At 55.3% G+C, this 12145-nt stretch carries 10 protein-coding genes; all 10 read right to left on the reverse strand.

What is annotated here, in order from left to right; all coding sequences use genetic code 11:
- Positions 1-104: 104 nt before the first annotated feature.
- The gene (gene yfcE / locus ACTNC3_RS00655) at positions 105-668 is read right to left on the reverse strand and encodes a phosphodiesterase (protein ID WP_410042477.1); all 564 of its coding nucleotides are present in this window, start codon (positions 666-668) and stop codon (positions 105-107) included.
- A 25-nt stretch (positions 669-693) separates the two neighbouring features.
- A complete protein-coding gene (argS, locus tag ACTNC3_RS00660) occupies positions 694-2508 on the reverse strand; it encodes an arginine--tRNA ligase (protein WP_441226138.1) in 1815 nt (604 codons plus the stop codon).
- Positions 2509-2679: 171 nt separating this feature from the next.
- Positions 2680-3237, reverse strand: a complete 558-nt coding sequence (gene efp / locus ACTNC3_RS00665) for an elongation factor P (protein ID WP_410042475.1) — start codon at positions 3235-3237, stop codon at positions 2680-2682.
- Between the two features lie 303 nt (positions 3238-3540).
- On the reverse strand, positions 3541-4713 hold the full coding sequence (locus ACTNC3_RS00670) for a [citrate (pro-3S)-lyase] ligase (RefSeq protein WP_441226139.1): 1173 nt from the start codon (positions 4711-4713) through the stop codon (positions 3541-3543).
- Between the two features lie 10 nt (positions 4714-4723).
- Positions 4724-5833, reverse strand: a complete 1110-nt coding sequence (locus ACTNC3_RS00675) for a triphosphoribosyl-dephospho-CoA synthase (RefSeq protein WP_441226140.1) — start codon at positions 5831-5833, stop codon at positions 4724-4726.
- A gap of 108 nt (positions 5834-5941) precedes the next feature.
- Entirely contained in the window at positions 5942-6475 is a 534-nt protein-coding gene (gene citX / locus ACTNC3_RS00680; protein WP_441226141.1) for a citrate lyase holo-[acyl-carrier protein] synthase, read from the reverse strand.
- 242 nt (positions 6476-6717) lie between these two features.
- Positions 6718-8280: a citrate lyase subunit alpha gene (gene citF / locus ACTNC3_RS00685; protein WP_441226142.1), complete on the reverse strand. Its 1563-nt coding sequence runs from the start codon at positions 8278-8280 to the stop codon at positions 6718-6720.
- A 2-nt stretch (positions 8281-8282) separates the two neighbouring features.
- Positions 8283-9185: an aldolase/citrate lyase family protein gene (locus ACTNC3_RS00690; protein WP_441226217.1), complete on the reverse strand. Its 903-nt coding sequence runs from the start codon at positions 9183-9185 to the stop codon at positions 8283-8285.
- Entirely contained in the window at positions 9185-9484 is a 300-nt protein-coding gene (gene citD, locus ACTNC3_RS00695; RefSeq protein ID WP_441226143.1) for a citrate lyase acyl carrier protein, read from the reverse strand. The genes ACTNC3_RS00690 and citD overlap by 1 nt, the downstream gene beginning before the upstream one ends.
- Positions 9485-9809: 325 nt before the next feature.
- Complete coding sequence (locus ACTNC3_RS00700; RefSeq protein ID WP_441226144.1) at positions 9810-12107, reverse strand: hydratase; 2298 nt, start codon at positions 12105-12107, stop codon at positions 9810-9812.
- Positions 12108-12145: the final 38 nt, after the last annotated feature.

A 12145-nucleotide genomic window follows, 5' to 3' on the forward strand; every position in this document is an offset into this window, starting at 1 on the left:
AAGCTCGCAGAATATGACAAAATTCTACTTCTTCGGCTTAAAAAAATACCCTTCAGCCGTGAATATGCCGAAGGGTACGATAAAACATCTCGTCAATATGTCGTTTACGCATTCAGTGAAATCGAGGCGATCGTGTGGTCATCGAAGTCATATACCGTGAACATATCCTCATCGAGGATGGCATAGGTATTCGGGTTTCCACCCTTCGGAAGGGAGGTGCTGCCCGGATTCAGATGGAAGAACGTACGTCCATCCTCTGCCGTCAGCTTCTCCGCCTTCAGAAGATGGGTATGGCCATGCAGCAGTGCATCGCCCGCCATCAGTGGCGGAAGCTTCGTCTCATCGAAAAGATGCCCATGGGTCGCAAAAATCGTATGACCGTTCAGTGCGAGGATCGCATAATCCGCCATCACCGGGAACTGCAGCACCATCTGATCGACCTCCGCCTCACAGTTGCCACGTACCGCCCAGATTCTGTCCTTCAGCGGATTCAGCATCGCGATGACCTCCTTCGGTGCATACTCCTGCGGAAGGTCGTTACGTGGTCCGTGATAGAGGATGTCTCCGAGGAGGATCAGGCGCTCTGCGCCGCTCTTCTCGAACTTCTCCAGGGTCCTGCGGCACCAGTATGCAGAGCCGTGGATATCACTTGCAATGAAATATTTCATATTCTGTCTTCTCCTTTATTCTCGATTACATCCGCTCTGGTGCACCGAATCCCAGTATATGGATGCAGGTGCTCAGTACACGGAAGGTCAGCATCAGAAGCGCCATGCAGCTCTCCTTTTCCTTCTCCGGCAGGCTCAGGAACTTCACATCATGGTAGAGACTGTTGAAGTTGTTCGCCAGTGCATAGATATAGGAACAGATGCGGTGCGGCGCGAGGTCCTTCCATGCACCATTGATCTCATCCTGGTAACGGGTCAGCAGCATCTGTACATCATGAGCAGACTTCTCCTTCATCGGCAGGATCTGGAAGTCGGTCGCATGGGCCTTCACATAATCCTTTACATGCACGTCATCGCTTACGCCACGCTCCTGCATGAACTTCCGAAGGATCGAGTTGATCCGTACGATGGTGTAGAGGATGTATGGACCGGTGTTGCCCTCGAAGGACGTGAATTTATCGATGTCGAAGATGTAATCCTTCGTCGCCTGATTCGAGAGATCACCGTACTTCAGTGCGGCGAGACCGACACGAACGGCGATGGCGGCTGCCTCCTCCTCGCTGAGCTCCTCACCACGGGATGCGCGTACACGCTCGAGGACCTTTTCATTCGTCTCCTGGATCAGCTTCTCGAGACGGAGCACACCACCCTCGCGGGTCTTAAACGGCTTTCCGTCCTTGCCGTTCATCGTACCGAAGCCGATGAAGCGAAGCTCCTCCTCCGAACGTACGAGGCCTGCCTTCCGTGCCACACGGAAGAACTGGGTATAGTGAAGAGACTGTCGGCTGTCCGCGATGTAGATGTACTCATCCGGATGATACAGCTTCTCACGCTCGACGATGGTGCCGAGGTCAGAGGTCGCATACAGTGCCGCACCGTCCGACTTACGGATCATGCATGGCGGAATCTCCTTCGCATCGCTCTCCTCCGCGACATCCACCACCAGCGCGCCCTGGGACTCATACGCAAGTCCTTTATCAATCAGTTCCTGAATCAGACCAGGAATGTACTGCTGCGCATCACTCTCACCCTTCCAGAGGTCGAAGTGAACGTCGAGGTTTCCATAGTTCTTCTTCAGATCCGCGATGGAAACCTTCATGATTTTATTCCATACCGCACGGTAGGTCGGATCACCATTCTGCAGCTTCAGCGTCGCCTGATGTGCACGCTCGGCATACTCCGGGTTGATCAGCTCACCCTTATGCGGGCCATCCTCATACTTCGCCTTCGCCTTTGCAGAGGCGAACGGATAGATCTCCTCCAGCTGGGAGATCTCGAGATCTGCATCGAGCTGTCCGCGGTCCTCGAGCTCCGTGATGATGAGGCCCATCTGAAGACCCCAGTCACCGAGATGTACGTCACCGATGACATCATTGCCCTGCTGAATCGCCATCCGCTTGATCGCCTCACCGATGACGGCCGAACGAAGGTGGCCGACATGGAGCGGCTTCGCCACATTGGCTCCGCCGTAGTCGATGATGATCTTCTTTCCCTCATGGGCATCGAGACCGAGGTCCTCATGGAAGTTCATCTCGTTCAGATACTTCGTGGTGAGCTCCTCGGACACGTTCAGGTTGATGAAGCCCGGCATCACCGCAGACACCTCGGAGAACATCACGATATCGCCCTGCTGCATGGTCTTCAGCTTCTCCACCACCTCGCCTGCGATATCCATCGGCTTCTTATGATACTGCTTCGCACCGGCCATCGCTCCGTTCGACTGGTACTCACAGAGGTCCGGACGGTTGGAAATCGACACGCGGCCGAGCTCTGCGTCATAGCCGGCCAGCACAAACGCAGTCCGCACGGCGTCGGTGATAACATTCAGAATCGTAGTCAAATCAATACTCCTTTAACTATGCCATGAGAGACGCGGCCTCCCATGAATCGACGGTTTCTTAAGAATTTCGTAAGGGGGTCTGACCCCATAAACTCGAAAAAAAGAAGGCTTCCCGTTTGGGAAACCTTCTCACAAACGGATCGCTCCGTATATGTTCTGATCACGCAGATATCAGCCGCGGGACTCGTACTCACCGGTCTGGGTAGATACGATAACCTTATCACCGATGTTGATGAACAGCGGAACCATGATCTCTGCACCGGTCTCAAGGGTTGCCGGCTTCTGAGCACCGGTTGCGGTGTTGCCCTTTACGCCCGGCTCCGTGTGGGTAACCTCGAGGGTAACCTTCAGAGGCGGCTCAACAGCGAATACCTTACCCTGGTAGGAGTCTACACGAACGGTCTCGTTCTCCTTTACGAACTTCATCTCATCTGAAATCTGCTCGTGGGAAAGGGAAATCTGCTCGAAGGTCTCCGGGTTCATGAAGTTGTACATGTCACCATCATCGTAGAGATACTGCATATCCTGACGGTCGATGTGTGCTGGCGGGAACTTCTCGGTCGGACGGAATGTACGCTCGATTACACCACCGTTGATAACGTTTCTAAGCTTCGTTCTTACGAAAGCTGCGCCCTTACCAGGCTTTACATGCTGGAACTCGACGATCTGAACAACCTGACCATCAATCTCAAGTGTGACACCGTTTCTGAAATCACCTGCTGATACCATAAAATCCTCCTAAAATGAAAAACCAAAATATCTCTATTCTGGAAACATGAAGTTTTTATATTCTAATCGTACTTTCAGGCCCGAATCAACGTCCCTTCGGATGCGCCAAGCTCACAAAATACTGATGTATTTTAATATAAATACATCAGCAATGCAAGCATTTCTTAGGTTTCCGGCCTATTCTCCACTGTTTTTCCGTAACTGTTCAGATCGAGGAGGCCGGAGGGCGGACCCGGAGGCACAGTACTTCGAGACTGTCCCTCCGGGTCCGCCGGTCTGAACTGCTGCCATTTTCGAAACCAATCAGTAATGTACGACCTCTTCTGCTGCCCGGATCCGCCCGATCACGGGTGCTGCTTCCGGCGATGTGAAGTAGCGGTAGGTCGTTTCCGGCACGAGGCCGCGGATCTCCTCGAGCCGTCCATCATGGATGCAGCTCCGTACCGTGGAGGCTGAAATGGCCTTTCCGTCCGCTTCCTTCCGCGGGATGATGTGACACGCCACGCCGGCCTCCGGCAGCGCCGTCGACAGGATTTCATTATAGATGCCCGTCACCACCGACGTCGGTTCATCCCCGACGAAGCGATCCGTGATGCCGAGCGCCGCCGCGATCTGTGTGAAAATCTGTGCATCGATGCCCGCCTGGCTTCGGATCACCGCGTTGTCTCCCTTCTGGAAGTACGCCGGAAAGGTCGCGGAGCTGATGATATATGAGCCGGCTTCATGGTAAACGATGCCCGGGATATCCTTCGTTCCTTCAATTATCAGCTTCTTCCGCACGGAAAACGGTACGAGGCTCACATCCTCCGACACCATAAACAGATGCAGGACCCCACAGGCCGTCCGCGCCTGCTCGACGAGGTAGCGGTGCCCGAGGGTAAACGGATTCGCGTTCATGACGATCGCCCCGACACGTCCGCTCTGGTTCAATGCTGCAGGGCCGACTGCACATGACCCTCCCGGGAGCACAACGGCTTCGGCCGGGTGCGACGGATCCGGCTCGCCTGCATTGGCCTCATCCCGGGCGGTGATCTCCACCTGCTGCGTCTCCCGCTGAAGCGCCGCGAGGTAATCCCGGAAGCCGGTCCGCTTATTCTCCATGAAGACGATGTTCTCCTCCGGCACGCGCGTGATCTCATAGAAGCCGAGGTTTCCGAAGAAGCGCGCGGAATCACACTTCGTATACAGGAAGAGATGGTAGTTTCCACGGCTGTACTGCACCTCGACGAGATGGGAAACGATCGCGTTCATGAGGGACTCGCCCTGGTGATCGGAGCTCACCGCCATACAACGGAGGGTGTTTCCGAACAGGCTGCCAGTCGCGATGACATGATAGTCCTCGTCGAGCATCGCAGCCGTATAGTCGAGATGCTGATCCCGGTGGATACCCTCCCGCTCGAGGAGCGCGTCCACCTCTGCCTGTATGTAGCGGTCACCCGGACCGACCGATGAGATCGCATACGTTGTATCTGACATAATTACCTCTTTACAGTTTCAAAAGCAGGATCGCTACCGCGAGGATATCCGCAGCGCCCCCCGGGCTGATGTTCTTTTCGATGCAGGCCATGTTCAGTGCTTCGATCGCCCGCACACCCTCCTCCGTAAACATCGCACCCATGTCGAGGATCGTACTGCTTTCTGCCTGCAGCCAGCACATATCCTCATAGGAGCTTCGGATGAACACGTTCGTGTCGTTCAGCACCGACATAATCGCGATCAGTGTGCTGACATGCACCGCATTCTCGAAATGCTCGGCGTGCATGCTGCCGGTATCCTGCAGGAGTCCGCGGCGGAGCGTCGCATGCGCAGCGAAGGCCTGCTGCAGCGCCTCATCACTGCTCAGATTCCGAAAACGACGCAGCCATGGCACGGCGGTATCCCGGAGGATCGGAAAGCCCTCCATCGCCTGTCCGCGGATGCCCCGCTCCCCATACGCCTGAAAGAGCCGCTCCCCATGCGTCTTCGGCGGGTGCCCGAGCATCTTCCGGAAATCCTCCGCCATACTCCGTGCGGTCATCTGACGCGCCATGTCGAGGATCGCATCCACCGTGATCTGCCCGGCGATGATGGTCGAACTCGGCATCACCGACTCTCCGGCAGCGTCCATCGGCTGCACATCCGCTGAAGCCAATGCTTCCGGCGTCACATCGTCACTCGGCTGTAATTCTTTTTCCACCAGCTGCTCGCTCGTCGTATCCGCGCGTGCGTACAGTATGCCCGCCGCCGCCAGCACGATGCCCATGGTGAAGATCATGCCCTTATGCGTATTCACGCCATCGGTCGCCGCATACATCGCCTGCTCCGCCTCGAGGCCGATGCCGCGAATCGCCCGGAATACTTCTTCCGGCGTATGGCCAACTGCTGTCGCATCCATCCCCTCCGCAAACATGCGCACCATGTACGGTGTGATGGCTTCCGTGCTCGCGAGGAAGGTCTCATAATTCATATCACGATGCGCGCCGGTATCCCGACGATCCACGAGGCCCGGCTTCGGTGTCGCATAGACCTCGCCGAGCAGGGCGTTCCGCACCTGCCAGCCGATGCGCTCGAGAAGAGCCGCACGTGCTGCCGGGTTTCTGTCTGTTCCTGTCCTCACATCTGCCCTCCTCATCCTGCGCACGCAGCGTGCGCTCCATCGATCCAGATGATCTGCCACTTCCCGAGCGTCCCTATCGTCTCCACTACACTCGTCACTGATCAGCTCTCAGCCTCTCGCCTGTTCGATGATGCGGTGGATCTCCGCGACCATCTCCGGCACCGCATGGGTTCGATTTCGTGCACAGAGATGCGCCTCCTCTTCACACATGAGGCACTTCCGCGGTGGCATGCCGAACTCCTCGCGGCTCACCTTCTGTCCATCCTTCTGAATGACGTCGATGTCGAAGATGCGTCCGAGCCGGTCCGCATCCTCGATGAGACACATGAGTTCCTTCACACGGATCGCCTCCGCATCCACGGAAGCGTAATACACATATCCGGTCACCTCGACGTCCTTCTCCTCTGCTTCGATACGGATACCATTCTGGTCGAGGCTGTGCCCTATGCGCTGCAGCCCGGTTTCGAAGGCCCAGTAGAAATCCTCTCCCACCTTATGTGGGCCCGGGATGTTCAGCATGAAGCAGATCACCGGATGATGGAAGCGCGCGATGAAATCCCGCTGCTGCTCCACCCGATGATCCCGCGCGGCCAGCATCTCCGGCACTGTCACCTCATGTGTAAAATCAAGTTTCCTTTCCATAGCAGGCCTCCTCTTCTTTCTGTTTACAGCCTATTCTAACACACGACAGGGATATGAGGCGAAGAAAATCCCTCCGTTCGAAATCATCCCGGCACGGCGTTGCACAGCGCCCGCATGGACGGATACGAAAAAAGCGCTCTAGTTATCCCCCTAACCAGAGCGCCTTCGTTCATGAGAAGACCGTGTTATGCACGGAGAGGTCATGATCTGCTGACCCGAATCAAAACTCAGGTCCTGTATGATCAGTCTTTAAACTCGAATGGCTTGATCTGACGAACGACATCCATGACAGAGCCGTCACGTGCTTCGATGATACCGACAACACGATCACCGAACTGAACCTTCTCCGGCTCACCGGTGATAGAGTATGCGATGTCACGAAGCTCCTCGATGGTCTTGATCGGAAGACCCTTACCAGCGACAGCGTCGATGAGATCCTGACGCTTCGGATTGATGGCGATACCATAATCGGTTACGACGACATCGACATCCTCACCCGGAGTGGTGACGGTCGTACAGTCGCTGCAGATCGTCGGGATTCTTCCCTGCATGATCGGAGCGATCACGATGGTGCACTTCGCACCGGCAGCCGTATCCGGATGTCCGCCCTGTGCACCGGTGATGACACCGTCAGAGCCTACAACCACGTTACAGTTAAAGTGTGTATCGACCTCAAGTGCAGCGAGGATGACGAAATCCAGCTTGTTGACGTATGCGCCCTTGTTGAACGGGTTTGCATACTCATCTGCGGTGATGTAGAAGTGACGCGGATTGGTCGCTGCGGAGCGGATCGCATCCTGGTCGAAATCCTGGGTATCCACGAGGCAGCCGATGAGGCCTTCCTCGAGGAGGTCACACATTGGCTTCGCGATACCGCCGACGCCGAAGGACATGTGGATATTCCGCTCACGCATGATCTCTGCGAGGTACTTGGTGGAAGCGATGGAAGCACCGCCGACACCGGTCTGGTAGGAGAAGCCATCCTTGAAGTACGGTGTGTTGACAACGAAGTCTGTGCAGTACTTCGCCATGAGCAGCTTTCTCTGATCCGTCGTCGGCTTCGCTGCGCCGGTGGCGATCTTCGTCGGATCACCGATCTCGTCGACCTTTACGACATAATCGACCTTCACCTGAGAAATCTGTGCAGGAAGGTTCGGGAATGGTACCAGTGTATCGGTGATCGCAACTACGCGATCTGCATACTCTGCATCCACTGCGGAGTAGGAAAGCACACCACAGTCTGCCTTACCGCCGTTGGCGTTCAGGTTACCATACTCATCCGCGGTTGGTGCGCCGATGAAGGCGATGTCGATGTGGGTCTCGCCGCTCATGATGGCTCTGGAACGGGCACCGTGGGAACGCATGATCGCAAGTCCCTGAAGACGACCGTTTGAAATCGCCTTACCGATCTCACCACGCACACCGGAAGACTCGATGTTTGTGATGGTGCCATCGTCGAGCATGTACACGATCGGATCGTTCTGTCCGCCAAGGGAAGAAGCACAGATCGTGATGTTCTTGATGCCCATGGCATGAACCTCTTCCATGACCATGTTGAGCACCTTGTCACCATTACGGAAGTGGTGGTGGAAGGAAAGGGTCATACCGTCCTTGATGCCGCACTTTACGAGTACATCATGGATGGAATCTACGAGCTTGGAGCCGTTTGAATTGATCACGCACTTCACCTTATGGGAAGCGGTCTCATACTCATGGCCGTCGAAATGGTGGGTTCCCTGGAATACTTCCTTACCGGTTGCCTTTAAAATCTCCTCCGGAATATCTCTTCCTACTGCATTTATCATAATTAAAGATCCCCCTTATACACACCGGCTGCCTTTGCGAGCTTGATGGTTCTCTGTGCGCCGTCATAGAAAGCGATATCGATCATCTTACCGTCAACGGTGAAGACACCGATGCCCTTTGCCTTCTTGTCATCGATTTCCTTAATTACCTTCTCTGCGAAGATGATATCCTTTGTGGTCGGTGTGAAGATCTCATGCACGACATCGATCTGACGAGGATTGATGCAGGACTTTCCGTCGAAGCCCATGTCATGGATCATCTGAACGTCCTTACGGAAGCCCTCCATGTCATCGAGGTTCGTCCATACGGTATCGAAGCACTGTACGCCAGCGGCACGTGCAGCGATGATCATCTGCTGACGGGCACCCATGAGCTCAACGCCGGTACCGGTGATGTGTGTCTGCAGATCCTTTGTGTAGTCACCACCAGAAAGAGCGACACCGATCATACGGTCTGAAGCGGTGCAGACCTCGTAGGCATGCATGATGCCCTTGCAGGACTCGAGTGCAGACATGATGAGGGTGGAACCCGGCTCACGGTCGAACTCTTCCTCGGCTGCTACGACCTTCTCTTCTACGGCACGTACCATGTCGGCCGACTCGGTCTTCGGGATACGGATGACATCCGCGCCTCCAGCTACGACGCAGCGGATATCCTCCTGCCAGAGGTCGGTATCGAGGCCGTTGATACGAACGACACGCTCAGATCCACGGTAGTCGATGGTGGTCAGTGCATGGTAGAGTGAGAAACGCGCGGTATCCTTCGCGGTTACCGCAACCGCATCCTCGAGGTCCAGCATGAGTGAATCACACTTGTAGATGTACGGATCCTTGATGAGTGACGGCTTCTGTGCGTTCAGGAACATCATGGATCTTCTCAGTCTCTTCTTGTTCGGATTCTCAATCATCGGATGGCACCTCCCCATGGTAAATTCGTGTACTGATCTACCGAACGGTATACAGCACCTTCGATACGCGCCTTGATCGTGCAGTCGAGTGCACCCTTGTCGACGATGGAGATCTTGACATTATCGATGCCCAGATTCTTCAGGGTTTCCATGGTGACCTTGCGGATCTCGTTACCAAACTGATGTGCAACTGCGGAATCGAGAGTGAAATCGATCTTTCCGTCTCCCGGCTCAACCGTTACCTGGCAGTCACTGGATTCCATCGTGCCCGCTACAGCAGGTTTCTTAATTTCCATAGTTTCCTCCTTGTCAGCAGAAGCGATCCCCCAATCGCTCCCGCAGCTCCATAAGTTACGTGTTTCGACTTAACCAACGCTTTTCTGTGTTTAAGCTATAGTAATTATACCCTTCAGAGCGCCGGATAATTCTTATTTTTTGTGGTAATTCCATAATATAGCAGTCGGGGGACATAGTAAAATAGTTATATCATTATGGATGGCATAAGTTGTTCCTATATTTATACAATTCTGTATACACGAACGGGGAGATGACATGGATCTCCCCGTTTTTCATCATCCGAAGCGAGTTCAGAACGCCCTGGCTCTGTGATGATGGCGTGATTTAAGCATTGGCATGGCCCAGCCTGTTAAAGTTGATAAGGCAGCCATCCATGACGATTCTCCGCTCGTTCTCGGTCATCGGAAGGACATAGAGCTCGATCTCGGTCGCCTGACCATTCTTCAGAACATAAGCCTTGATATCGTCGAGTTTATTCTCCGTGAGTGCATGACGGATGCCTGGTACGTAGATGTAGTCGCCGACCTCGAAGCTGTCCGGCTCACCCTTCAGGTGGAACGGGACCATACCCCAGTTCATGCAGTTACTTCTGTAACGCTTGGTTGCATACTCCTTCGTGATGTTGGCGAGGGCACCGAGTACACGCTGGCAGGAAGCGGCCTGCTCACGGGCAGAGCCGTCACCCGGCTTGTTCGCGTAGATGGTGGAACCGATCTCGACCTCGGAAGCCTGTACGTTCTCCTGGCCCGGGATCTGGTGGATCAGCTTGAATACCTCTTCTACCTCAGCGGCGTTCTTACCGGCCTTACGTGCATCCTCGAGATCACGTACTGCCTTCGCACGGGCTACGTACTCCGGATCACGTCTCGAAAGCGTGAACTCTGCGAGGCCGAGCGGGTTCGAACGATAGGACGAGGTCTCACCGGACGGGATGAGCTCATCGGTCGTGGTAACCGGATCGAGGATCTTCGAAGCGACCTTCAGAAGGATGTTGTCGGTCATCTCCTCCTGCTCCGGCCAGTCCTTGATGTTCGGTCCGAAGCGAAGCGGCAACTCGAGATCCGCCTTCCCCCAGCCCTGGTATACACGGTTCTGGTATGCCTTATCATCGTAGTTATACTCCGGGATATCGCCCCAGCAGTCGAGTTCCTCGGCAGAAGTCAGCTTACCGCCGTTGGCTGCGGTCGCGGCGATGGAACGAGCGTCCATGAGGCATACGGCCGACATCTGACCTGCGCCCGGCTTCGAGCCCTCACGGTTCGGGAAGTTACGGGTCGTATGACGGATCGAGAGTGCGTTGTTCGCCGGTGTGTCACCTGCACCGAAGCAAGGTCCACAGAAGGCGGAACGGATGATGGCACCCGCATCCATGAGGTCTGCGAGCAGGCCCTTGCGGTCGAGGTCGGTATAGACCGGCTGCGAGGACGGGTAGACGCTGAGATAGAACTCGCTGTCGCCAATGTTTCTGCCCTTCAGTGCATGCGCTGCCTCGACGACATTGGTATAATTACCGCCTGCACAGCCGGCGATGATGCCCTGCTGTACCTGGAGACGGTGATCCGCGGTGATCTTATCGAGGAGAGTGAAGTGTGCTCTGCCCTCTGCGACCTTCTCGGCTTCCTGCTCGGTCGCACGGAGGATGTCCTCGAGGTTATCATAGAGCTCGCTGATCTCGTATGCGTTCGACGGATGGAACGGAAGCGCGATCATCGGACGGATGCTGGAAAGATCGACCTCGACGCAGCCGTCATAGTATGCGACATCTGCCGGATTCAGCTCCTTAAACTCTGCACCTCTGTGATGCTGGTCAAGGAACGCCTTCGTTGCGGCATCGGTTCTCCAGATAGAGGACAGGCAGGTGGTCTCCGTCGTCATGACATCGACACCGTTACGGTAGTCTGCCGTCATGCTGGATACGCCAGGGCCTACGAACTCCATCACCTTATTCTTCACATAACCGTTCTTGAAAACCGCGCGCTCGATCGCAAGTGCGACATCGTGCGGACCGACGAATGGCTGTGGCTTACCGGTGAGGTAGATGGCTACCACGCCCGGATAAGCGACGTCATAGGACTGCTTGAGGAGCTGCTTACTGAGCTCTCCGCCACCCTCACCGATCGCCATGGTACCGAGGGCACCATAACGGGTATGGGAATCGGAGCCGAGGATCATCTTTCCGCAGCCGGCGAAGTTCTCACGCATGAACTGATGACATACGGCGATATGAGGTGGAACGTAGATTCCGCCGTACTTCTTTGCAGCGGAGAGTCCGAAGTAGTGGTCGTCGTCATTGATCGTACCACCGACCGCGCAGAGTGAGTTATGGCAGCAGGTCAGCACGTATGGAAGCGGGAACTTCTCCATACCGGATGCACGTGCAGTCTGGATGATGCCGACGAAGGTGATATCATGAGATACCATCGCATCGAACTTGATCTTCAGCTGATCCATGGTCTCCGCCGTATTGTGAGACTTCATGATACCATAGGCAATCGTGCCCTTCTTCGCCTCTTCCTGGTTTGCCGCCTTTCCGGTCAGCTGCTCGACTCTTGCGGACTCCGATGCCGGAACGATCTCGCTTCCGTGCACCAGGTAGACGCCGCCCTCATGTAACTTTACCATATGAACCTCCTTGGGTTTTCGTTATGTTCAGCCGGAGG

The organism is Oribacterium sp. HCP3S3_B9, assembly GCF_052064255.1.
GTDB lineage: Bacteria > Bacillota > Clostridia > Lachnospirales > Lachnospiraceae > Oribacterium.

What these genes read in the sequence shown, in the direction of transcription:
- yfcE (WP_410042477.1), bottom strand. Translation starts at nt 668, where the DNA reads ATGAAATATTTCATTGCAAGTGATATCCACGGCTCTGCATACTGGTGC.
- efp (WP_410042475.1), bottom strand. Translation starts at nt 3,237, where the DNA reads ATGGTATCAGCAGGTGATTTCAGAAACGGTGTCACACTTGAGATTGAT.
- ACTNC3_RS00670 (WP_441226139.1), bottom strand. Translation starts at nt 4,713, where the DNA reads ATGTCAGATACAACGTATGCGATCTCATCGGTCGGTCCGGGTGACCGC.
- citX (WP_441226141.1), bottom strand. Translation starts at nt 6,475, where the DNA reads ATGGAAAGGAAACTTGATTTTACACATGAGGTGACAGTGCCGGAGATG.
- citF (WP_441226142.1), bottom strand. Translation starts at nt 8,280, where the DNA reads ATGATAAATGCAGTAGGAAGAGATATTCCGGAGGAGATTTTAAAGGCA.
- citD (WP_441226143.1), bottom strand. Translation starts at nt 9,484, where the DNA reads ATGGAAATTAAGAAACCTGCTGTAGCGGGCACGATGGAATCCAGTGAC.
- ACTNC3_RS00700 (WP_441226144.1), bottom strand. Translation starts at nt 12,107, where the DNA reads ATGGTAAAGTTACATGAGGGCGGCGTCTACCTGGTGCACGGAAGCGAG.